A 21,478-nucleotide genomic window follows, 5' to 3' on the forward strand; every position below is an offset into this window, starting at 1 on the left:
CTCTCCATGTGTTGGTAACGTGCGGGTCGCCGGGCGACCCGCCCGACGTCAACGAGGACCGTCATTCGGGAAGGCTCATGACCCGCACGCCCGTGAACGTCACTGTCACCGGTGCGGCCGGCCAGATCGGCTACGCACTGCTCTTCCGCATCGCTTCCGGCCACCTGCTCGGTCCGGACGTCCCGGTCAACCTGCGCCTGCTGGAGATCACCCCGGCGCTGAAGGCCGCCGAGGGCACCGCGATGGAGCTGGACGACTGCGCCTTCCCGCTGCTCAAGGGCATCACGATCACCGACGACGCGAAGACCGCGTTCGACGGCGTCAACGTGGCTCTGCTCGTCGGCGCCCGCCCCCGCACCAAGGGCATGGAGCGCGGCGACCTGCTCGAGGCCAACGGCGGCATCTTCAAGCCGCAGGGCGAGGCGATCAACGCCGGTGCCGCGGACGACGTGAAGGTCCTCGTGGTCGGCAACCCGGCCAACACCAACGCCCTCATCGCTCAGCAGCACGCGCCGGACGTCCCGCGCGAGCGCTTCACCGCGATGACCCGGCTGGACCACAACCGTGCCCTGTCGCAGCTCGCCAAGAAGCTCGGCGTCGCGGTCACCGACATCCAGAACATGACGATCTGGGGCAACCACTCCGCCACCCAGTACCCGGACCTGTTCCACGCCAAGGTGGGCGACAAGACCGCCGCCGAGGCCGTGAACGACCAGGCATGGCTGGAGAACGACTTCATCCCGACCGTCGCCAAGCGCGGTGCGGCGATCATCGAGGCCCGTGGTGCTTCTTCGGCCGCGTCGGCCGCGAACGCCGCCATCGACCACGTCTACGACTGGGTCAACGGCACCGAGTGGACCTCGATGGCGATCCCGTCGGACGGCTCGTACGGCGTGCCCGAGGGCATCATCTCGTCGTTCCCGGTCCGCACCTCCGGCGGCAGCTACGAGATCATCCAGGGCCTGGAGATCGACGAGTTCTCCCGCGCCCGCATCGACGCCTCCGTGGCCGAGCTGGTCGAGGAGCGCGACGCCGTGAAGGGCCTCGGCCTCATCTAAATCGTGGCAGTGTGGGGAACGTGCTGATTCCATGGGACGTTCCCCAGCCACAACTCTCCGATGACGTGCATCCCGCGCTCGCCGACGCCGCCCGCGCGGCGTCGGCGGCGTACGGGCGGGCCCGATCGCTGCACACGCGCCTCGAACTCCGCGAAGAAGTAGCGGACGGCGCTGACGGAACACCGACGATGCGCGTCGATCGCATCGTCGAAGACGCGATCTTGGAATCCATCCACCGCAATCGCGTGAACCTCTTGTCCGAGGAAGCCGGGTTCGTGGACAACGGCTCGGCGGTCACCCTCGTCGTCGACCCGGTCGACGGATCCGCGAACGCCGCGTTCGGCGTTCCTCTCTCGTGCTTCGCCGGCGCTGTCGTCGTTGATGGCACGGCTGTTGAAGCTTTGACGACGTGGTTCGACACGGGCCGTGCGTGGCATGCGCGCACAGGAGTTCCGACGTCGTTCCGCACGACCGGACGTACTTCGCTCGACGGCGCGTCCGTGTGCATGATGCGCCCCAAGGCAGGCACTCAGGACGCGTGGATGCGCATAGCGAACCGCGCCGACCGCATCCGGGTGCTGTGCACGACCTGCCTGGAGACCATGCTGGTCGCCGAGGGCACCGTCGATGCGTTCATCGATCCTGGCAGCCGCACGCACCGGATCATGGACCTCGCAACGGCGCTGGTCACCGTGCCCGCCGCGGGGGGAGTGCTGGTCGACCTGCACGGGCGCCCGTTCACGTTCGAACCCGACCTGACCCGTCGGTGGTCAGGCGTGGCAGCAGCGACTCCTCAGCTCGCCGAGGAGTTGATCGCGACCGTGCTGGGTTAGACGGCCCCGCGTGGCTCGACGATGCAGTCGGGGCCGGGGAAGACCAGGCCCTCGTGGCCGTCGTTGAACCGGACCAGGTACGGCGGATGGCCGTCGTTCCCGCGCACTTCGAGGATCTCGCCCAGGCGCTCCTCGAGGCCCACGGAGCGGCTGTGGACGTGGAGCCTGTCACCAACTGTTGCTTGCATGATGCTGCAACACCTCCGGTGTGCGGCGTGAGGTAGGCGAGTTAAGCCTAAGCCGACGCCGGAGGTGCGCAACAGGGCTCAAGGGCTCATCCGCCGCAAGCCGAGGAAACCTTCGCGGCGAGATCGGCCTTCTTCTGCACCCAGTCCGCCGCGGAGTTGACGTTCTGCATGCCGTTGGCAGCTTCCTCGAGAGCCTTCTTCACCTGCTCGTCCGGCGCGGAGTTCGCGAGGGCCTCGAGCTCCTTCGCCTTGGCCTGGGTGTCCTCCAGCGCCTTCTGCGGGTCGCTCATGTCCGGCGAGAAGCCCAGCAGCTGGATCGCGTCGGCGCACAGCTTCACCTTGTCCGCGGTGTTGCTGACGCCCTGGATCGCGTCGCACGCCGTTAGGCTGCCCAACGCGATGACGGCTGCAACCAGCGGTCCAACTAGGCGCATTCGCTCTCCTTCTGCCCGATGTGTCCGTTTGTGTCACTCACGACTCTACCTACGTATGTCCTGCGCGACCTGACGTTGGTAGAGCTTCCGGATGACGTCGTCGATTTCCGGCTCCACGACGGCGAGGTCGTGGACCTCCACCTGCCGCACCACCTGAGTGATCAACTGTGCCGCCGTCATCTCCGCTCGCCTGAACGTGAGGTGGTGCCGCAGCCCGTTGGCCTCGCTGCGCACCGCTGTTACTCCTGGGACGTCCGGTGCTGGTCCGGGTTCCCTGAGGTCGATGACCAGCTCGCGTTCCGGCGTGACCTCGGCGCGCAGTTCCTCGAGCGGGCCGTCGGCGAGCACCCGGCCGTGGTCGATCACCATCAGCCGCGGGCAGAGGCGTTCGATGTCGTCCAGGTCGTGCGTGGTGAGCAGCAGCGTCGTGCCGCGGCGGGCGTTGATGTCCGAGAGGAACTCCCTGAGCCGTTCCTTGGACTCCAGGTCCAGGCCGATTGTCGGTTCGTCGAGCACCAGCAGCTCCGGCGCGTGCAGGAGCGCCGCGGTGATCTCGCCGCGCATCCGCTGGCCCAGCGAGAGCTGCCGCACCGGAGTGATCAGAAGCTCTTGCAGGCCAAGGAGCTCGACGCACTCGTCGAGCCGCGTCCGGTAGTCCTGCGCTGACACGCGGTAGATGGATTTGAGCAGGTCGAAGCTGTCCACCAGCGGCAGGTCCCACCAGAGCTGGCTGCGCTGGCCGAACACGACGCCGATGCGTTTCGCGAGATCGCGTCTCTGCTTCGACGGATCCACGCCGTTGACCCGGATGTGGCCGCTGGTCGGCACCAGGATCCCGGTCAGCATCTTGATCGTCGTGGACTTGCCCGCACCGTTCGGCCCGACGTACCCGACGGCCTCACCCGCTTCCACGCCGAACGTGACGCCGTCCACCGCCGTGACGGTCTTGTACTTGCGCCGCAAGCCTTTCGACGTGGCGACCTTGAACTCCCTGCGGAGCTCGCTGACCTCGATCATGATCCCGTTCCCCGGTAGTGCCTGACCGCGAACCGCCACACGAGCCCGGCGACGACCGCCGCGAGTGCCGCGACGAGCGGTGATGTCCAGCCGACCCAGCCCGGCAGGCCGAGCGGATCCTGTTTCCCGAGCAGCGCGAGGCTCGGGTAGTACGCGACGAACGCCCCCGGCACGATGAACGCCATCACCCAGCGCAGCGGCCGGGAGTAGACGTTGATCGGGTACGAGGTGAAGGCGTTGCTGCCGTACGTGACGGCGTTGGCGAACTCGCGCCCCTCCACGATCCAGAAGCACACCGAGCAGGCGACCACCCAGACCGAGCTGTAGATGACCGAGCCCGCGATCGGTGTCGCGATGGCCAGCACGACCTTCGCCGGCGTCCACTCGATCGGGACGTGCGTCAGCGCGTAGATCATGACGGCGAGCGCGCCGGTGATGCGGCCGATCCTCCTGAGCCGGATGTCGGAACACATGATCTGCGGCAACGTGCCGAGCGGGCGCATCAGCAACACGTCGAAGCTGCCGGTGCGGATGTAGGTCGGCAGGTTGTCGAGCTGACCGGCGAAGAGGTCCGCGACCCCGAACGCCGCGCCCGCGAACGCGTACATCAGCAGTACTTCGTTCCTGGTGAACCCGCCGAGCGCGTTGATCTGGGTGAAGAGGATCAGAATGACGATCAGCTCGTACCACTGCGCGATCACCTGCGTGACGAAGTCCATCGCGAACGAGGCGCGGTAGGACATCTGGCTTCTCAGCCGCGCGCCGATGAGCCTCGGGTAGATGACATCAGCCACCCTGCAACACCACCTTTCGCACCGCTCGCTGCAGCGCGAGGTGGCCGAGCGCGAGGACGACCGCGGCCCAGAACAGTTGGTACAGCAGGAGTTTCACGACGCTCCCGTGGCCGAGGAAGACGTCGATCGGCGCCTGGACCAACGCCGGGAACGGCGTCATCCACAGCGCCTCCCGCGCCCACTCGGGAAAGAACGCGATCGGCACGGTCAGCCCGCACAGCAGACCGGACGAGATGTTCCAGAACCCGTACAGCCCGCGGTTGTCGAGCAGCCAGAACGCGCTGACCTCGACGAGGAACCGGCAGCCGAAGCAGGTGACGAGCGCGATGACCGCGCTGACCAGGAACAACGGCCACTGGTAAGGGCTGGCGGGGAACTGGAACGGGAACACCAGCATGCCGAGGAGCATCGGCGGCGCGAGCCTGGTCAGGAACGCGTAACCGCCGCGGCCGACGTCCTCCGCGAGCAGCGCACCCTGCAGGTGCCATGGCCGATAAAGATCTACTACTACGTCACCGGATCGCACGCGCTCGGCGAGCTCGTTGGTTCCCCACAACAGGACGAACCCGAGCAGCCCCTGCCCGATCCAGACGTACGTGTTGGCGGCAGCGATGTCGTAGTCCGCGATCTCACCGTTCGCCGCCTTGAGGGCGGCGACGAGGATGGCGACCCGCAGCAGACCGAAGACCACGTTCGTGGTCATTCCGGCCAGCATCGCTTGTCGGTAGGTCGAGTACCTTCGGAATCCAGCAATGATCAAATCGGCGTGAACACGCACGTCGTTCTACGTTAGTGATCGTCGCAAGTGGATTTGTTCAGCTGCCGAAGGCGCTGGTGACGACCTCGCCCTCCTCGGGATGCGAGCCGAGGCAGAGGAAGTAGTTGCGGGTGCCGTCCTTGAACCCGACCGCGGTGATCTCCCAGCCGGTGGTGTCGACGGTCGACCGCGTGTTGGCCTTCATCGCCGCAGGCGTGCAGACGTCCTTCACCTCGGCCGAGGCCAGCAGCTCGTCGGAGTCGACCGCCGGGATCTCGCCGGAGAGCCAGCCTCCGCCGAACGCCTCCCAGTAGTGCTCGTCCGCACAGCTGCCGACTTTCCGCGCCACGGCCGGCATGCCGCCGATGTTGGTGATCCCGCGGAAGCAGGTCGACTTGTCGACGCAGAACCCGGCGTCGCACTTCTTGAGGAACGGTGGGACGTCCTCAGCCCCGCCCGGCTGAGTCGTCGCCGGCGCAGGGCCTTGGGCACCTGCTCGTTCGTTGCTGAACAGGTTCCAGGCGAGCACACCCGCGCCGAGCGCGATGACGAGCCCTGCCGCGGCGGCGACCAACGGCCACGTCTTGCGCTTGGGCGGGGGAGTGACCGGCACGGTGGGTTGCCGCATCGGATCGCGCAGCTCGTCACGCAACTGCGCCGCACTCGGCGTGCGCAGGTTGGCGTCCGGATGCAGGGCCCTCGCCAGCGCGTCGTGGAGAGCAGGCGGGACCCCGTCGACCGCGACGACCGGCCTGCGCAGGATCTCGCCCAGCTGGTCGAACGACGTGATCGGCCACGGCACCGGACGCGGCGGCTTGCCGGCGAGCAGCGTGTAGAGCGTCGCGGCGAGCGAGTAAACGTCGGCCTGCGGTGTGGGTTCCGCCATCGCGAACGCTTCCGGCGGCGCGTAGCTGGGGCTCAGGGCGTCACGCGTGACCGTGCTGCCGCCCTGCGCGTCCAGCAGCGCCGCGAGCCCGAAGTCGGCCAGCTTCGGCGTGCCGTAGCGGTCGACCAGGATGTTGCCGGGCTTGATGTCCCGGTGCAGCACGCCTTCCTGATGTGCCGCGGCGAGTGCGTCCGCGAGCTTGACGCCGAGGTCGCGGACCTGCTCGTGGGGCAACGGCCCGCGCTGGTCCAGCTGATCGGCGAGCGACCCGCCAGTGCACAGCTCCATGACCATGTACGGCGTGCCGTGTGCGGTGATGTTCGCGTCGTGCACCCCGACGACGTGCGGATGCCCAGACAACTTGGCAGCGGCATGAGCCTCGCGGAGGAACCGCCGCCGATCGCGCTCGTCGGCGAGCACCCGGTTGTCGATCTTGACCGCGACGTCACGCCCGAGCTGTGCCTGATGGGCGCGGTAGACGGTGGCGAACCCGCCTGCGCCCAACGGTCTCAGGTCGGTCAGGCCGGGGATGTGGGGTGCGGTCACGCGCGGCAGCTTAGTGGCGCACCCCGACAATCCCGCTCAGGCAGTGCAGTTCAGCGAACCGCTGCGCAACGCGTGGCTGCTGGTGTTGTCGTCGTCCGACCACAACACGACCTTCTTGCCGCTGACACAGGCGGGCGAGATCGCAAAGCCCTCCAGGTTCACGTTCGGCAGCTTGGACGGCCGGTCGTACGTCGCCGTGACCCTGAACCTGCCGTCGCTGATCGCGAGAGTGGTCGACCGGCCGCTGCAGTTGTTGTCGCAGGTGGCCCAGAGCCTGTTGTTCTCGAACTCCAGACCCATCACCTGCGGCAGCCCGCCTGCGAACTTCGCGACCAGCTTCGCCCCGCTGTCCTGCAACGCGTACAGGAAGATCCCGCCGGTCGCCTCGAGCCCGACCGCGAACAACCCGCTCCCGTGCGCGGGGTAGTCGGCGGGGTTGTACAGCTTCCCGGTGTCGTCCTTGAAGTTCTGCTTCGTGAGGAAGGCGTCCGGCACCCACGAGATGGCCTCGGGCCCGTCGTTGGGGTCGACCGACGGCATCCCCGGCAGCTTCCACTCCGTCATCGCGTTGCTGCCGCTGCCGAACTTCAGCACCATCGGCGCACTGACGTCGCCGTTGTCGTTGTCCCGCTCAGTGACGACGAAGAGCCCGTCCGGCGTGCTCACAACGCCTTCGGCGTCCGGGTCGCCCTGCCCGTTCTTGAACCGCAGCGACCTCTTCTGCTCCACCTTCCAGGTGCCGCCGCTCGGGACGAGCCGGTACAGCGTGGAGGGCCCGTTCTTCACCGCCCACACGACGTTCGCACTCTCGAACGACAACCCGCTGAGGTTCTTGCCGAACACGTTCGTGCCGTCGGCCGTCTTCGTGGCGGAGTCACCCGGCCACGTCGTGGCAGCGTCCGCGGTGCTGACCGTCAGACCCAGCACGAGGACCGTGAAAACGCCGATCGCCTTGATGCGCAACGCGAACCGCCCCTTCTCTCACGAGGCGAGATCACCTCGTTCGGGGTGGCGGCGTGCGTCCAGTGGACCAGACGATGAGCCGTCGGTGCTACTTCTTCGCGGCGGCCTTGGCGGCCTTCTTGAAGTCACGTACCTCAAGCAGCGACTTCTGATCCGTCACGTCAGCGACGCTACGTCGGCTTCCTTCCTCGGCGTAGTGCCCGGCAGCCTCACGCCAACCCTGAGGCCGCACGTCGAACTGTTTGCCCAAAAGGGCCAGGAAGATCTTCGCCTTCTGCTCGCCGAACCCCGGCAGCGCCTTGAGCCGCTTGAACACCGCGGCCCCGTCGCCCTCGGCCCAGATCTTCGTGACGTCCCCGTCGTACTGCTCGACGACGAACTGCGACAGCGCCTGCACCCGCTTGGCCATGGAGCCGGGGAAGCGGTGCACGGCGGGCGGGGTGGCCATGATCGTGGCGAAGGCCTCCGGGTCGGCCTCGGCGATGCGGTGCACGTCCAGGCCGTCCATGCGGTCGGCGAGCACCTTGGGGCCGGAGAACGCCTTCTCCATCGGGATCTGCTGGTCACAAGACATCAGTAAATGTATGTCTGCCAGCTCGGCCAGGGTCGCTGACGACTGGAGATCAGCCGCGAGTGCGTCGACGGGCAGGTCCACGCGGCTCGCTCCTGACGCTGTCAGCCTCACCTGCAGTTAGAGTGTGCGCATGCCAACGGTAACTATGGGACTGAGCAACTACCGCTGTTTTGTTGAGCGGCAAGAGGTGCAGCTTCGTCCCGTTACCGTGGTGCTCGGACGGAACAACTCTGGGAAAAGTGCGCTTGTCAGGGCCCCGCTGGTCCTTTCAACAGGCATTGACACTGACTCAAGCAGCCCTCTTGATCTCGATGTCCTTACCGAGCAGATAGTCGATTCGTTCGGGAACCTTCTGTATGGGGGGCGGCCGCATGGCAGCCTTCACGTTCAGTTGACGGTTCAGGGCGACGATGGAGAATCGGTACAGGTCGATGCTCGAATTCAGAATATTGATGAATATCGGATGCAGATCGTCAGCAATCTACGCCTGAGCACCAGAGGGGTCGATCTCCAACTCGAGTGGGAACCTGAAGATCCGCCTGAAGAGCCCCATAGCTACACTTTTAGGGTCGGATCTGACGTGTATAGCGGGATCAAGGCCGAGTTCCATGGGCTACTTCCTGTCAGTGTCGAGTTCATTGGCGAAATCCCTGATCAGCACATAGAAAAGCTTCTTGAGTGTTCCAGTCGAGTGCGAGCCGGATTCGATACGATCCGCTATCTTGGTCCCTTTCGTGATCGCCCATCGCGCTTGTATCGCCTGCCCGTGCGCATGCCGACTGATGTGGGCGCGAGTGGTGAAAACACCGCTAGTATTCTCGCGAGCGACTCCACCAGGCAGCAGGGTCAAATTCTGCGGCAATTGAACGACGCATTGGGTGGCAATCTCCTTGGGTGGAGTATTGATGTCGTCGAGCGGAGCGGAATGCATGCTGTCGTGCTTCGATCGCAAGACGATGAAACTCTTGAGATCAATCTTGCTGATACAGGAACTGGCATTGCGCAGGCTTTGCCCATTTTCGTGCAACGTGCCCTTGATGTCCTTAGGCCTCCACTGCGGCCGGTTCTTGAAATCATCGAGCAGCCTGAGCTGCACCTGCATCCCGCAGCACACGCCCCTCTTGCGGATCTATATCTACAGGCAGCCCGTGATACGAATGTTCGGTTCCTGATTGAAACACACAGTGAAACCTTCCTGCTTCGCCTTCGGCGTCGAATTGCAGAGCAACAGGTGTCTCCAGATTCCGTCGCCGTGTACTTTGTGGACAACGTTGGCGGATCTGCATCCGCGCGGCGAATAAACATCGATTCTGACGGAAATCTGGACTACTGGCCAGAAGGTGTTTTCTCTGAGGACTACGAAGAAACTCGGGGAATCCTGAAAGCGCAGTTTGAGAAGGCGGATGCCAGTGGAGATTAGGCTGGCGGCGGACGTCTTCGGGGAATCTCCAGACTCGCTTATTCACATACTTCGACTTTTCAGATGCTTCACGGAAGAGCGGCACAGTTGGATAACCGATCCTGCAGTAATTGAGGCGGCGGAGCACTACTTCCAAGTGCACGCTCCTAAGCACTCCGCTTCGGTCGCCGCACTCGGCCGCAAGGCAGTAGTTGACGTGATGTGGTCATCACCCAGCCAAGGACGTGCGCCGTACGAAGTGCCCCTGATCGATCTTGAAGACGCTACCGATGACCTTTGTTGTCCTGCAGTGTTGGTAGTTGAGGACTTGGTCAACGATCGCCACTTTGTGGATGCGCTCGTGGATGTCTTTCGGGCTTCGCGAATCTCGAAAGCGCTGGAAAGAGATTGGCTGGCTGTGCGTCACTCCGGCGGGTCGCGGCTTGAACTTGTCGCCATGGACGAGGTAGGCAAGTTCAAGATTAAGCCGCGCGTAGTAGCACTGCTAGACAGTGATCGCCTCAATCCTGGCGAGAAAACGCTAAGTCACTCCAAGGCAAACGAGATGCGTGCGGCAGGTATTCTTGTGCATGTACTTGAACTGCGCGAGGCCGAGAATTATGCACCAAACAGGATTCTGGCGCTCACTGGCAAACCTGGCATCACGTCGACGAAGCTGAAGAACCTAAAGAAGCTGAACTCGGATCAACGCGGCTACTTCGACATGAAAAAAGGCTTTGCTGTTAAGAACTCGGATCCGGCAATTAAGCCTACGCAGCTAGCACTATATGCTGGCATCTCACCTGTCGTCGTTGCCGCGCTAGGTGAAGGTTTTGGCGTGAACATTCTGGAATGTTTGCACAGGTATCGCGCCGGGCTGAAGGTTGAAGAATTCGACAGGATCGGTGCCGGAGTTGCTCAAGAGATAGAGACTCTTCTATCAGTCATTGAAAGCGTGGTGTAGGAGTGGCGATGAACTGGAGTAGTAGCGAGATCGCCGTAAAGCCTGAAATCATGCTTCTGGAGGAGCTCCTCGGAGAGATCTCGTCGGGTCGCCTGCGGGTACCAAGATTCCAAAGGCCGTTTGTCTGGCGGCCGGGGCAGATGACAGACCTGTTCGACAGTATTGAGCGCGGGTACCCTATTGGTAGTGTTCTTATATGGGAAACGCCGCTTGAACTTCCTAGTCTAGACACTATCGCTGGCGTCAATATACCCAGTTCTGCAGGCGGCCCCTACGCGTATGTACTTGATGGACACCAGCGGCTAAGTACTCTTTATGGATGCTTGGTTCGGCGCCCCCACGGTAGCCCTCCTCCTATGGAACCTCGTGTCCAGGAAGAATGGATGTGGGAAATCTATCGAGTGCTGGGTCAGCAGGATGATAGGGCCAACAAGTTCCGGCATTGGAAGTCGCTGGAGCCGCCACCTGAGAACTATCTTCCTCTGCGTTCGGTTCTTCGTACGATGGACTTCTTGGCGTACGCTAGAAAGCTATCGAGCTCCGACCGTGAAAACATCAATGATCTAATTGACGAGGGCGAAGAGCTTGCGCTCCGCATCAAGTCATACAAGATGGCTGTAGTAAGGCTTGTTGGTAGCGATATTAGTCATGCGGTTGAGGTTTTCTCGCGGCTAAATAGCAGTGGGCAGTCCATGACTCCAGATCAAATGGTGTCAGCTCTGACTTACCGTGCTGACGGCACAGAGAGCCTTGCTGACCGGATCTCCTCGATACAAGAGAGTCTTGGCGACGTCGGATATGGCCAGATCCCGTCAATAACGATCTTTCGCAGTGTGCTAGCCATTGCTGGCGAGGAGGACGTGCAAGAGGCCCGATGGGACGTCCTTGCCGATCGAGTAAAGGACCGACTGGCCAGCGCTGTCGAACTGACTGAAGTTGCATTGAGAAAGGCGGTTGACTTTCTTCGAGATGAGATCGGTGTTCCTCTGGCTAGGCTAGTTCCCTACAATGCTCAGGTGATGCTTCTTTCTGCATTCTTCGGCGTTGCGGGTAGTGCATCGTCATGGCAGCGCGAACTGCTGATCAAATGGTTCTGGAGCACATCCTGGTCAGGGTTCTTTGCTGGCGCGAATACGACCCAGATTAAGATTGCCCTCGAAGAGATGAAGGGCTTTGCTGCGGGGCATGCTGACCTTGATCTTTCGGGTCAGGTTGCGCGTCCTTTTCCTGATCGATTCGACATGCGTAGTGCTCGTATCCGCGCCTATTTGATTTGGGAGCTGCAACGATTTCATCGAAGGCTGGACTCTTCGGGTAGGCCTATCGATGTTGTCGGTTTGCTCGCACGCTCTGACTCCAGTGCTTATCGCCATGTGTTCGGTTCAGGTCCGATGGTGTCGAACCCCGCAAATAGGGTTGTACTGCCTACCAAGGCCGGCATGTCGGTGAAGAGGTCACTTCAAGATCTCTCAGTTGATGTTGAGTTCGAAGTTGTTGAAAGTCATGGAATTCCGATTCAGGCCTTGGTTGCCCTTAGAGGCGGTGATGCAACAAGCTTTATTGGCGAGAGGGCGAGGTTCTTGGCGGAGCTCGAAAGGGACTTCATGCGGAACGTTGGCGTGCAACTTCCTAAGAATCTGCAAGGCGACGCCGACATTGATGCAGATTAGTTTGGGTGCTGCAGCTCTTTTGATTGCGCCTTGCTGGACTTCTTGTAGTTCCGCACTTGCATAAGAGTTGCAGAATCACGTACGTCTGCGACGCTTCGATATGTGCCGGCGTCGCCGTAGCTGCCTGCTGCTTGACGCCAGCCTTCTGGTTGAACGTCGAGTTGTTTGCCGAGAAGTGCTAAGAAGATGCGGGCTTTTTGGTCGCCGAACCCAGGAAGCTTCTTGAGGCGTTTAAGTACCTCTGCTCCACCTGGATCACCTTGTGTCCAGATAGATACGACCTCGCCATCGTAGTGTTCGATCAGGTGTTGAGCGAGGGCTTGCAGGCGCTTCGCCATCGAAGCGGGAAATCTATGGATCGCAGGTTTCTCGGCGATCACTTGAGCGAACTCGTCTGGAGTGGCTTCTGCGATGCGGTGGACGTCGAGGCTGCCCATGCGATCTGCGATGTCTCTTGGGCCTTTGAAGGCCTTCTCCATAGGAATTTGTTGATCAAGCATCATGCCAAAGAGCAGGGCAAGAGGGCTGCTGGACAGCAACGCATCCGCTTCAGGATCTTGCGCAATGCACAGCTTGGGACTCATGGCGGGAAGCATGCCACGACGTTCCCAGACTTGCCTGGCCCGTTGGCACGACGGCGCGAAGCGGTGGCGTGGCGTCGATCGCCGTGCCCAGCTCGATCAATCAGCCACATCGGCGATCGTCACGGCCTGGTGCACATCGGCGGTCGTCTTCTCGTCAATGCGCTGCCGCCAGTAGTCGCTCTCTCTGTCCGCGCCCCGTCCCGAGCACGGCCGGAGGCCGCGCGCAGCGGGCGGGGATGTGGACAGAAGAGGAGGGCGCCTGCGCTGGCGAAGCCAGCGCCTTGAACAGGGAGAAGAAACTTTGAACCACCGTCATGCAGCCGAGTCCGTGTCGGCCGGCCGCGCGACAGGCTTTAACCGATGCTGCTCACGGATCAGCTCGGCCCACGACTCTTCGCCTGCGTTGGTGTAGCCGACACCGGCAACGGCCCAGTCACCAACACAGACGGTCTGCTGATGAGCCGGAAGCGGATCAAGCCCGGCAAGCTCGCGAGCGAGATCAGCTCGGAACCTCGCTCGATCGCTGCGCATGGTCCCGAGCGTCGTGGAATACCGACGACTCTTGGTCGAGAAGTGCCCGCCGTACCCGAGCATGTGCGCCCACTCCCGCAGCTTCAGGTACGCGTGGTCCTCGTGGCCGCCCAACTCCCAACACGTCTCGATCATCCGGCGCGCGTGGTCTGACAGACCGCGAACGCGATGCAGGTGACCAACGCTCCTGATCTGCCGATCAACGGTTCCCGCGGCTTCGGCTCCCTTCGTGGCATATTTCGCGATGTACCGCGCCACCTTGGCATCCGTCCAGCCGTCCCCGTCGTGCTCGATCGGCCTGATGTCGAGTTGCTTGCCCCAACGGATCGTCTGCGAGAACCCAGGCACGCCAACTCGCGCCACGCGGGCAGCGCTGTTGATCGCATCGCACAACATCCCCGCGTCCACACCGAACGGCGGCGGTTCGCCCGGACCGGACGGCCCGTCGAGCCGAATCACGGCGTGGAAGTGGACCAGGCCGCGCACTTGGTACTCGGCGACCTTCGCGTACTCGACCCGCAGGACCTTCGAAAGCTTCGAGCGCGTGACTCCGAGGGCCTCGGCCAGATGCCGGCGTAGGTACACGGCGAACGTGTGCCACAGCTCGCCAGCACGGTTGTTCCACAGCACCGCTTCTGCGTAGTCGTAGCTGTCCGGATCAACCGCCTGCCCGATTGCTGAGTCGCCTTCTTCGTGCTTGGCACGGCACGAGGGGCCTTCACGGCGCGGGTGACACGGACGAACAGCACCGGCCGCGTCCACGACCCGTGCATGCACTGGCCCGAACGACGGCGCGGTGAACGTGGCGAACACCCGAGGGTGCGACGCGACGGAGGCCGGAACGTCGCGATCTCCGGCAAGCCCCGACCTGATCAGATGGAACGTGTCGTCGGCGTAGACCTGCGAGCACGCCTCGCACCGGCTCGCGCGTCGGTTGCCGCAGGCGGTCAGCAGGTACTCGTTCGGCTCGTCCCACGTCGAGTAGGTACTGAGCACTTCGCCGGTCGCGGCGTCGACCGTGGCGGATGAGCCAACCAGACGGATCGGTGCGGAGCAGCCGCGCGTGCTGGCGACCATCTCTTTCCAGCGGTGGAAGTCCTGCTTGTTCGCCGCACCCTTCGCCAACGACACGAACTCGGGCGGCAGGTTGATCTCGTGGCCGCTCATCACGCGGCCTCCTGCTGGTGCTGGGCGGCCCGTTCGTCGGCGAGTCGAACGCCGAAGATCGCGTTGACGCGCTGCCAGCGTTCTTCGCTCCAGGCGGGCACGGCTGCTGCTTGCTGCTCGGCCCACTCCCACATCTCGTCGGGCGATGGCCCCACAAGAAACACTCCCCTTCACGGTCGTGGAGCCACGACGCGTCAACACAGGCAGCGCGGGGATCTACCCCTACTTGTGTTTGTGAAAGGGAGTGTTTGTGTGGTGGTTGCGGCCTTCTGTGGCACCCCAGAGGGCTTGACCCTCGTGCTGCTCTCGTCAGGGGATGATGTGCCACTCCGCAGGCCGTAGCCTCAAGTTTTGTTTGTGTGTATAGGTTTCTGGCGCTTGTGTTGAGTTGTCGCACGTGCTCGCGAACTGCGTCGCGGCTCCGTTTCGGTTGATCAGACGGCCATCAGGCTGCGGCCGGTGTTCGGTCAGTCGTCGTGCTCTGCGGCAAGGCGGCGTTGGATCGCCGCGACTGAGTTGGCGAGCTCGGCAGCGACTCGGCGAGCTTGTTGGCGGGCTGTTCGGCGTCGCCACGCCGCTTTGAGACCGCAGGCAATCGCGTACAGAGCGACGCAAGCCCACACGACGCACACGGCGACGACTTGGACTGCTTCGGCGAAGGCACTTGGCGCTGCGAGGACCTGTTCGCTCGCGAACACGCCACCCGCACCAGCAGCAAGACCACCAAGCAGCAGAAGAGCGCCACCAGCTCCAGCGTCCACCGGTTCACTCGGCACGCCCGACGAGTGCGCTCCAGCGGGCCATCTCGCCTTCACTCACCGGTGCGAAGGTCTCTGGCTCCGCGTTGCTGGCCGCCTGGTGCAACTCCTCGCACCTGGCCGCGAACTCGGTGGCTGCCTTCGCGAGACCCCACGCGAACTGAGCGGCGAGCTTCAGGCCTTCCGGGCCGTCTGGCGTCTGCACTGCAATCTGCGAGTCACCGATTGCGGCCATCAGTGACGGTGCGCCTGGCATGTGCTCGACCAGCGCTGAAAATGCTCCTTCCTCTGGTCGAGCGAGTACGTAGAACCCCATCTCGTGCCTCCCGTCGAGTCGTCCTGACACGACGATCGGCGCGCTGAGGCTATGAACCCACCACGCAGGTGACTGAGATATCCAATCCGCTCATATCCGCACGTCAGCGGGTGCTCGTGTGATTACACTCGGGCTTGATCGCAGGTCAGGGACGGTGATGGGCGGACGGGATACGCCTCGGCAATGCCGGGGATGCGGAACGCGGTTGGCGAGTGACAACCGCGCATTTCTGTGTGCGCCCTGCGTCCGTCGCGATGTTCAGGCGTCCCGTGCGCCTGCCAAGGTTGCCGAGTTCTGGGACCGTCCGCGCCTTAGCGCTGCATTGCGGTCGAGGCACTTCGGCCACGTGATCGAGGCTTACCGGAAAGAGCATGATCCGGCTCTGACCCAAGCGAAGATCGGACGCTGGTTCGGGCTGACGCAGGGACAGATCAGCCGCTTGGAACGCACCGTCGAGCCGCTTCAGGACCTGAGCAAGCTTGAGCAGTGGGCGCATGCTCTCCGCATCCCAGAGGCGCTGTTGTGGTTCCGGTTCGCCGAGGACGACGTGCCGCCTGCCTCGGTGATGCCGTACGAGTCCGGCTTTGGCTGGTTCAATGCGCCGTCACCGGAGGCCGTTGAGCGGATCGTCGGGACGGCCGATGTCGAGACGCTGCGGGCGATGACGCGAACATTCAGGCAGCTCGACAACCGCTTTGGCGGTGGGCATGCGCGCGCGACGGTCAGCCACTACCTCGTAGGCGAAGCCGTACCTCTCTTGCGCGGTGGTCGATTCCGTGACGGTGTGCGGCGGGAGCTGTTCGGAGCGGTCGCGGAACTCAATCAGCTCGCTGGATGGATGGCGTACGACGTCGGTGACGCCAGCGCTGGGCGCAAGCATCTGCGGCAGGCGCTCCAGCTTTGCCAGGACGTCGGTGACGACGCGCTTGCAGCCGAGATGCTGGCTGGCATGAGCCATCACGCGGCTTTCGTTCGATCGCCTCTCGTCGCCGTCGACCTGGCGAGAGCTGCGCGAGACAACGCCGGCCGGACTGGCATCTCCGCGCTCATAGCTGAGTCCGCGGTGATGGAGGCTCACGGCCTCGCGCTGCGTCATGATGCCAAGGGATGCCTTGTGGCGCTTGGGGATGCGGAGACTTCGTTCTCGTCGGCGGGCTCGGATGTGCCGGAGTGGCTGAGGTACTTCGATGCCGCGTACATGGCGGCGAAGTTCGCGCACTGCTTCCGGGATCTCGGGCGGCCTGAGGAAGCGGAGCGGTTCGCTCGGCGGTCGCTGGAGATGACCGAGGGGTACGACCGAGGGCGGCTGTTCAACACGGCCTTGCTTGCTTCGATCCTGGCTGATCAGCGGCGCGTTGAGGAAGCCTGCGCAGCGGGCACCAGTGCTCTGCGCATGGCGGGGAACATGCACTCCGTCCGGACTGTGGCGTACCTGGAGGACGTGGCTCGGCGTCTCCAGCCGTTCCGCGCTGAGCTTGCGGTGCAGGCGCTCTACGCGGAGATGACGGCTGTTGGCATCGGACTAGCCGAACGCGAGGACGTGAAGTAGGCCGACTTGCGCGGCTGCTCCGATGATCTCGCCCTTGGCGATCATGTCCTTGATCGAGGACAGCGGAATCCAGGCAACGCGTTCGGCTTCGTTGATGTCGGCCTGCTGGCCGGTGTCCTCTGCGCCTTCGGCGACGTAGATCAGGTTCTCAAAGTCGGCGGTGCCCGTGAGGGGCTGGAACGTTGTCAGCAGGCGGACGCTACGAGGCTTCCAGCCGGTTTCCTCGATCGCTTCGCGCTCAGCGCAGGCAGCTGGGTCCTCGTTCGGGTCGAGGTAGCCGCCGGGGAGTTCCCAGGTCCAACGGTCCATGATCCAGCGGTGTCGGTAGAGCATCAGCACGTTTTCGCGGGCATCGTCCAGAACCAGCGTCATGACCGCTTTGGGCATCCGCAAGACCCACTGCTCGAAGTGCACGCCGTCTGGAAGCTCTACATGGGCGATGCTGACGTTGAGCTTGCGGGTGTCGTCTACGAGGCGCTCTTCATGAATCTTCCAGCGAGTTGGTTCTGACGGACGGTCCATGGTGGTCACAGCCCGTTACAGTAGTCGACATAGATGCCGAGCCCAACTGTCGTCATTCTCCAAAATGAGGATCTCGGCCGACCTGGTATCGCGCATCGCTGAACTGCTCTTCCCAGTAGGCGAAACGGGAAGCGAGGAAGTCTGCGCGGTCTGGGGTGAAATGAGGGCTTTCGTGCACCGCCTGCGACTTGTTGGTAATATCCTTTACGTACCAAGCGTCGCTTGGTGAGGTCTTGTATGTTGCTGGCACGGTTATCGCTTTGAAGTTTCCGTTCAAGTGTCTAACACAAATTTGGTTGCGCGCACCTTCGTCGGGACGGAGTCGATCGTAGGTCATCGTTACGATATCTGGTGCCAGCGCCTTAAGTGAGCCGATTGCATCGTGAGTCCGAGAAGGGTCGTCTCGACGCCCGTAGATGAGGCAGTACTTGAACTCAAGGTGGTAGCCGATGGGGCCGTACATCTCTCGAAAAAGCAGCTGATTTGTCGGAGAGCTCAGATGCTGCTTCCAGCTGGCGATTTGGCTCAGTGCTTGGGTAAGTTGTGCTGTCGGCTGACACCTGTCTGTGAACCAGCGCTTTTTCGGGTCTTCTATCTCGACCATGACAGCCCACTGTGTCTGGCTGTCATTGGGCAGCCATAGGAAGTCGGGGACCTTCTTCGTGATTCCCGGCAAAGGTGGCTGCGATACTAACATCTGCCTGAGAGGGTTTGGTGGATGGAAGTAGTTCTCTGGAGTAGCTCCTACGAACGCATCGTGGCCGGGAACAAGGCAGGGATGCTTTTCGAGAAATTTGTGTACTTCCCGCTCGTTGGCTGGTGGTCGTTTTAGGAAAATCGCCCATTCTTGGATGACTTCTTCGCTGTAGTCATCCCAGCTTAGCGCTGGTGGTCCGTCGGTAACGACTTCGTACGGCTCGTCAGGCATGATCAATACTACCGCCGTAACTGTTAAAAACCTCCACGGGGGTCGGCTACTGCGCTTGTCGCCACACCAGCTCGATGCGGTCTGGATGAAAACCTCGTCGGCCATTCGCTGGAAAGACAAGCACGGCTGCAAGTGCTTCCTCGATGTAAGCGCGCTTCTGTGCCAGTGGGTAGTTGTCCCAGTCGGAGCGGATCGTGGCCATGGCACTACTGGTCCTTGCGGCCTTCGCCAACCAACGCTCACGATCCGTGAGTAGCTCACGCTCCTGCTGCTCAAGCTCGGGCAGCATGGCGAAGTAGCGGTTGGCTGAGATCCGGCGTTCCTTGCGGGCTGCGCTCAGCTCCCGCAGGTCCTCACGAACCTCGGCGAGCTCCGCTTCCTGTGCCCACGGCTCCGGCGCGCTCTGGGCTTCACGTCGCTCCGCTTCCAACTCGTACTTGCGGATGACAGCAGCGGTCACCCACGCGTCGGTCTCCTGGCCAGGAATGCTGACGCCTCCGCCGCAACCCCCCTTGTTCCTGGCCTCACAGGTGTAATAGAAGCGGTTGGGATCTTTGACTCGCGACGCATGAGCCTTCAGTGCGCGGAGTTTGCCGCCGCAGTCGTCCTTGCCGCAGCGAAGCGTGCCGGTGAGCAGGTACGTGCGGGTGTTCTTGCCGCGTCCGGCGATCGCATGGTTACCGATCACGGCTGTGACCGCGTCCCACTCGTCGACGGTCAGGATCGGCTCGAACTGCCCGATGACGGGCTCTCCGGCGTCGTCACGAACGATCTCGACGCGGAACGACTCCTTGCCGGTCTGCTGGTTGATCTCGCGCACGTTCCGCGACCGGAATCCGCAGACCCGAGGGTTCCGGAAGACCGTCTTCACCGTCTGGTTCGTCCACTTGTTGCCTAGCGGTGTGGAGACGCCTTGGTCGTTCCAGTCATTGACGATCGCGCCAAGGGGAGCGCCACGCAAGATTCGCTGCGCGGTCTCCCTGATCAGTTCGGCTTCGGCCAGGTTCAGCGTCCGCTTGTCCTCGTTCCAGCCGAACGGGCGTCGGCCACCGGTCGGGATGCCGGCCAACTCCAACGCGCGGTGCTTGCGGCGCACACGACGCGCGGTGTCGGCGGACTGCTTGTTGTTGGTGGCAACGACGATGCGCGCCACGGTCCGGCCGTTGTCGGTCAGCAGGTCGAGGGTGCCCGTGATGTCCATGATCGGACGCTTGAAGTGCTCCACGACCTCGATGGCGTCTTCGAGGTGCCGGTTGTCGCGGGTCAGCCGGTCGATGTCGTAGACGACCAGGCCGTCCAGCCGCTCACCATCCGGCGTAGTGCCGCGCTTCAGGTCGTTCAGTGCACCCTCGAAGATCGGACGCACGACGCGGTAGGTGTACGAGCCGTCCGGGAGTTGCACACGCTTGCGCTTCCAGGCGGAGGTGTCTGGCTCGATGTACGTGTGGACGTACTGGCCCTTGCGGGACTCGACGTACGTGCGGCAGTCCTTCTCCTGCTCCTCGCGTCCCTTGATGTCCTTGCCGGACAAGGGGAAGCTGCGCGCGTTCGCCTGCGGGTCGTCGTGGTTCAGTTCGAACGACAGGCGGACGAGACCAGCGAGGTTCAGGCCTTCGAAGTCGCCCCAGTGCGCGCGTCGGACGCGGTCGGATGGGTCCATACGCTAGTCATACACTAGACAGTGTGCTGGTCCAGCAACATGCCGAGCAACAGCGCGAACCTGTCCTTCGCCAGCAGGGCGTCGGCGTCGGGGTTCTGCGCGAGGCACAACGTGCGGGTCATGGCGGCAATGGTTACACGACCGGCTGCTCCTCGCTCGTACGTGCCATCTCGCAATGTCGTTCGCGAGCAGCGCGTGCGGGCGAAGCTCCTGGTGGGCAAGGACTGCAGAACAGCGGGAGCATGCGGGAGCTAGGCCCCGGCGACGCGGACCTCGGAGACCACCTGGCGCACCAGCACACGCAGCGCCTCGCGGTCGACGGTGGCCGGGTCGTCGGCCAGCCAGTCGCCGATCTCGCGGACGAACTGCTCGGGGGTCATCGGCGGCACCTCGAAGTCGAGGTCGTCGTCGCAGGTGACCTCGCCGGCGCGGCTCGGGTAGACGATCAGGGCGCCGCGGATCTCCAGCCACGGCAGCATTTCCGCGAACCGCTCGACGCCGTCGAGCAACTGCGAGCCGCCGCCGCGGAACGGGTGGCCGTTGCGCCAGAGCTCGCCGTCCTCGTCGCAGTAGTAGTGGCCGGGCAGCCACGACTTCGACTCGATCAGGACGAGACGGCGTCCGCACAGCAGTGCGTGGTCGATGTCGGTGAAAACGGAGCCCGGCCAGGCGAGGCCGTGGAAGATGCGCACGCCCGGTAGCTGCGTCAGATACTCCGTCAGCAATCCGGCGGTCAGCCGTTCGCGTCTGTTTTCACCCGGACGGCCGAAGATGGTGTTCCCGTCGTACTCACCGGCGAACGCCCGTTCGGCCCTCGCCGTGGCGATGTAGCGGCGCACCAGTCGGAACGCCCCGTAACCGGCACCGGCCACGAGCGGCAGCCAGACGGCCAGCAGCAGCGGTGACAACGGCATCGTCAACGGGATGAGCAGGACGAACCACCCGCCGATCGCGGCGGCCGCCGGTGCGTGGCCGAGGCGCGTCGCGGGCACGTAGCGGACTCGCTGGCCGAGGTCGATGCGGTGCCACCAGTCCATCGAACCGAGATGCACGGGGCGCGGCGCCATGTAGCTCGGGTCGTCGCCGAAGTCGCGCAACCGGCCTGTGTGCCCTGTTCGACGAGGTCGCGGCCGTGCCTGCGGTCGCACGACCGGAGGTGGCGGCGCGGCGGGGCGGTCGTAGTCGGCGCGCCTGACCGGGTCCTTCAGCGTCTCGTAGGCCTCCTGGAGCAGGCGGAAGCCGCCAGACGTCCCACCCGCGTCGGGGTGCATGACCTTGGCGAGAGAGCGGTAGGCCGACTTGATCTCCGAGGCGCTGGCGCCCCGGCTGACACCGAGCAACTCGTAGTAGTCGATCCCTGGCACGACACCGTCCAGTCCG

General features: G+C 63.5%; 22 protein-coding genes. 6 read left to right on the forward strand and 16 right to left on the reverse strand.

The window, feature by feature from the left end; all coding sequences use genetic code 11:
• The first annotated feature begins 77 nt into the window (after positions 1-77).
• The gene (locus FXN61_RS10625) at positions 78-1,058 is read left to right on the forward strand and encodes a malate dehydrogenase (protein ID WP_167972730.1); all 981 of its coding nucleotides are present in this window, start codon (positions 78-80) and stop codon (positions 1,056-1,058) included.
• A 20-nt stretch (positions 1,059-1,078) separates the two neighbouring features.
• Positions 1,079-1,891 (forward strand): inositol monophosphatase family protein, encoded by an 813-nt coding sequence (locus tag FXN61_RS10630; RefSeq protein ID WP_167972732.1) that lies wholly within the window; start codon positions 1,079-1,081, stop codon positions 1,889-1,891.
• Here the strand turns inward: FXN61_RS10630 and FXN61_RS10635 are convergent.
• The 8 genes from FXN61_RS10635 to FXN61_RS10670 form a co-directional block, all read right to left on the reverse strand.
• Positions 1,888-2,079 (reverse strand): DUF1918 domain-containing protein, encoded by a 192-nt coding sequence (locus FXN61_RS10635; protein ID WP_167972734.1) that lies wholly within the window; start codon positions 2,077-2,079, stop codon positions 1,888-1,890. The two genes, FXN61_RS10630 and FXN61_RS10635, sit on opposite strands and share 4 nt — an antisense overlap.
• A gap of 86 nt (positions 2,080-2,165) precedes the next feature.
• Positions 2,166-2,513 carry a DUF8711 family protein gene (locus FXN61_RS10640; RefSeq protein ID WP_167972736.1) on the reverse strand — a complete coding sequence of 116 codons (348 nt, stop codon included), beginning with the start codon at positions 2,511-2,513 and terminating at the stop codon, positions 2,166-2,168.
• 45 nt (positions 2,514-2,558) lie between these two features.
• A complete protein-coding gene (locus FXN61_RS10645) occupies positions 2,559-3,530 on the reverse strand; it encodes an ABC transporter ATP-binding protein (RefSeq protein ID WP_167972738.1) in 972 nt (323 codons plus the stop codon).
• The gene (locus tag FXN61_RS10650) at positions 3,527-4,324 is read right to left on the reverse strand and encodes an ABC transporter permease (protein ID WP_167972740.1); all 798 of its coding nucleotides are present in this window, start codon (positions 4,322-4,324) and stop codon (positions 3,527-3,529) included. The genes FXN61_RS10645 and FXN61_RS10650 overlap by 4 nt, the downstream gene beginning before the upstream one ends.
• Positions 4,317-5,027 (reverse strand): ABC transporter permease, encoded by a 711-nt coding sequence (locus tag FXN61_RS10655; RefSeq protein ID WP_246291238.1) that lies wholly within the window; start codon positions 5,025-5,027, stop codon positions 4,317-4,319. The genes FXN61_RS10650 and FXN61_RS10655 overlap by 8 nt, the downstream gene beginning before the upstream one ends.
• Positions 5,028-5,139: 112 nt before the next feature.
• Complete coding sequence (locus FXN61_RS10660; protein ID WP_167972744.1) at positions 5,140-6,513, reverse strand: serine/threonine-protein kinase; 1,374 nt, start codon at positions 6,511-6,513, stop codon at positions 5,140-5,142.
• 36 nt (positions 6,514-6,549) lie between these two features.
• Complete coding sequence (locus FXN61_RS10665) at positions 6,550-7,476, reverse strand: YjiK family protein (protein ID WP_188134915.1); 927 nt, start codon at positions 7,474-7,476, stop codon at positions 6,550-6,552.
• A gap of 88 nt (positions 7,477-7,564) precedes the next feature.
• The gene (locus tag FXN61_RS10670) at positions 7,565-8,131 is read right to left on the reverse strand and encodes an HhH-GPD-type base excision DNA repair protein (RefSeq protein ID WP_312877640.1); all 567 of its coding nucleotides are present in this window, start codon (positions 8,129-8,131) and stop codon (positions 7,565-7,567) included.
• A gap of 49 nt (positions 8,132-8,180) precedes the next feature.
• Here FXN61_RS10670 and FXN61_RS10675 point away from each other — a divergent pair, with 49 nt between their 5' ends.
• Genes FXN61_RS10675 through FXN61_RS10685 form a run of 3 tightly spaced genes read left to right on the forward strand, consistent with a single transcriptional unit; the run spans position 8,181 to position 12,083 of the window.
• The gene (locus tag FXN61_RS10675; RefSeq protein WP_167972746.1) at positions 8,181-9,470 is read left to right on the forward strand and encodes an AAA family ATPase; all 1,290 of its coding nucleotides are present in this window, start codon (positions 8,181-8,183) and stop codon (positions 9,468-9,470) included.
• Positions 9,460-10,413, forward strand: a complete 954-nt coding sequence (locus FXN61_RS10680) for a hypothetical protein (RefSeq protein WP_167972748.1) — start codon at positions 9,460-9,462, stop codon at positions 10,411-10,413. The genes FXN61_RS10675 and FXN61_RS10680 overlap by 11 nt, the downstream gene beginning before the upstream one ends.
• Before the next feature lie 50 nt (positions 10,414-10,463).
• A complete protein-coding gene (locus FXN61_RS10685; RefSeq protein ID WP_246291251.1) occupies positions 10,464-12,083 on the forward strand; it encodes a DUF262 domain-containing protein in 1,620 nt (539 codons plus the stop codon).
• Here the strand turns inward: FXN61_RS10685 and FXN61_RS10690 are convergent.
• The 4 genes from FXN61_RS10690 to FXN61_RS10705 all read right to left on the reverse strand — a co-directional run bounded on the left by FXN61_RS10690 (position 12,080) and on the right by FXN61_RS10705 (position 15,439).
• On the reverse strand, positions 12,080-12,667 hold the full coding sequence (locus tag FXN61_RS10690) for an HhH-GPD-type base excision DNA repair protein (RefSeq protein ID WP_167972752.1): 588 nt from the start codon (positions 12,665-12,667) through the stop codon (positions 12,080-12,082). The two genes, FXN61_RS10685 and FXN61_RS10690, sit on opposite strands and share 4 nt — an antisense overlap.
• 312 nt (positions 12,668-12,979) lie before the next feature.
• Complete coding sequence (locus tag FXN61_RS10695) at positions 12,980-14,365, reverse strand: replication initiator (RefSeq protein ID WP_167972754.1); 1,386 nt, start codon at positions 14,363-14,365, stop codon at positions 12,980-12,982.
• Complete coding sequence (locus FXN61_RS10700) at positions 14,365-14,520, reverse strand: hypothetical protein (protein WP_167972756.1); 156 nt, start codon at positions 14,518-14,520, stop codon at positions 14,365-14,367. Before FXN61_RS10700 ends, FXN61_RS10695 begins: the two co-directional genes overlap by 1 nt.
• Positions 14,521-15,130: 610 nt before the next feature.
• Positions 15,131-15,439 (reverse strand): hypothetical protein, encoded by a 309-nt coding sequence (locus FXN61_RS10705; RefSeq protein ID WP_167972758.1) that lies wholly within the window; start codon positions 15,437-15,439, stop codon positions 15,131-15,133.
• Positions 15,440-15,785: 346 nt separating this feature from the next.
• On the opposite strand from FXN61_RS10705, the gene FXN61_RS10710 reads away from it, so the two are divergent.
• Positions 15,786-16,988: an NsdA family TPR-like regulatory protein gene (locus tag FXN61_RS10710; RefSeq protein ID WP_312877641.1), complete on the forward strand. Its 1,203-nt coding sequence runs from the start codon at positions 15,786-15,788 to the stop codon at positions 16,986-16,988.
• Here FXN61_RS10710 and FXN61_RS10715 read toward each other — a convergent pair.
• The 4 genes from FXN61_RS10715 to FXN61_RS10735 form a co-directional block, all read right to left on the reverse strand.
• Positions 16,962-17,510, reverse strand: coding sequence for an NUDIX hydrolase (locus FXN61_RS10715; RefSeq protein ID WP_167972801.1), 549 nt, complete (start codon positions 17,508-17,510; stop codon positions 16,962-16,964). The genes FXN61_RS10710 and FXN61_RS10715 overlap by 27 nt on opposite strands.
• Positions 17,511-17,562: 52 nt before the next feature.
• Positions 17,563-18,438 carry a Shedu anti-phage system protein SduA domain-containing protein gene (locus FXN61_RS10720; RefSeq protein WP_167972760.1) on the reverse strand — a complete coding sequence of 292 codons (876 nt, stop codon included), beginning with the start codon at positions 18,436-18,438 and terminating at the stop codon, positions 17,563-17,565.
• 46 nt (positions 18,439-18,484) lie between these two features.
• Positions 18,485-20,098: a recombinase family protein gene (locus FXN61_RS10725; RefSeq protein ID WP_167972762.1), complete on the reverse strand. Its 1,614-nt coding sequence runs from the start codon at positions 20,096-20,098 to the stop codon at positions 18,485-18,487.
• 251 nt (positions 20,099-20,349) lie between these two features.
• Entirely contained in the window at positions 20,350-21,462 is a 1,113-nt protein-coding gene (locus FXN61_RS10735; RefSeq protein WP_167972764.1) for a DnaJ domain-containing protein, read from the reverse strand.
• Positions 21,463-21,478: the final 16 nt, after the last annotated feature.

The organism is Lentzea indica (genome assembly GCF_012184385.1).
Lineage (GTDB): Bacteria > Actinomycetota > Actinomycetes > Mycobacteriales > Pseudonocardiaceae > Lentzea > Lentzea indica.

Bases quoted from the DNA above. Each gene is read 5' to 3' on its own strand.
- FXN61_RS10625 (WP_167972730.1), top strand. From the start codon at position 78: ATGACCCGCACGCCCGTGAACGTCACTGTCACCGGTGCGGCCGGCCAG.
- FXN61_RS10635 (WP_167972734.1), bottom strand. From the start codon at position 2,079: ATGCAAGCAACAGTTGGTGACAGGCTCCACGTCCACAGCCGCTCCGTG.
- FXN61_RS10640 (WP_167972736.1), bottom strand. From the start codon at position 2,513: ATGCGCCTAGTTGGACCGCTGGTTGCAGCCGTCATCGCGTTGGGCAGC.
- FXN61_RS10645 (WP_167972738.1), bottom strand. From the start codon at position 3,530: ATGATCGAGGTCAGCGAGCTCCGCAGGGAGTTCAAGGTCGCCACGTCG.
- FXN61_RS10655 (WP_246291238.1), bottom strand. From the start codon at position 5,027: ATGACCACGAACGTGGTCTTCGGTCTGCTGCGGGTCGCCATCCTCGTC.
- FXN61_RS10675 (WP_167972746.1), top strand. From the start codon at position 8,181: ATGCCAACGGTAACTATGGGACTGAGCAACTACCGCTGTTTTGTTGAG.
- FXN61_RS10685 (WP_246291251.1), top strand. From the start codon at position 10,464: ATGCTTCTGGAGGAGCTCCTCGGAGAGATCTCGTCGGGTCGCCTGCGG.
- FXN61_RS10690 (WP_167972752.1), bottom strand. From the start codon at position 12,667: ATGAGTCCCAAGCTGTGCATTGCGCAAGATCCTGAAGCGGATGCGTTG.
- FXN61_RS10695 (WP_167972754.1), bottom strand. From the start codon at position 14,365: ATGAGCGGCCACGAGATCAACCTGCCGCCCGAGTTCGTGTCGTTGGCG.
- FXN61_RS10705 (WP_167972758.1), bottom strand. From the start codon at position 15,439: ATGGGGTTCTACGTACTCGCTCGACCAGAGGAAGGAGCATTTTCAGCG.
- FXN61_RS10715 (WP_167972801.1), bottom strand. From the start codon at position 17,510: ATGGACCGTCCGTCAGAACCAACTCGCTGGAAGATTCATGAAGAGCGC.
- FXN61_RS10720 (WP_167972760.1), bottom strand. From the start codon at position 18,438: ATGCCTGACGAGCCGTACGAAGTCGTTACCGACGGACCACCAGCGCTA.
- FXN61_RS10725 (WP_167972762.1), bottom strand. From the start codon at position 20,098: ATGGACCCATCCGACCGCGTCCGACGCGCGCACTGGGGCGACTTCGAA.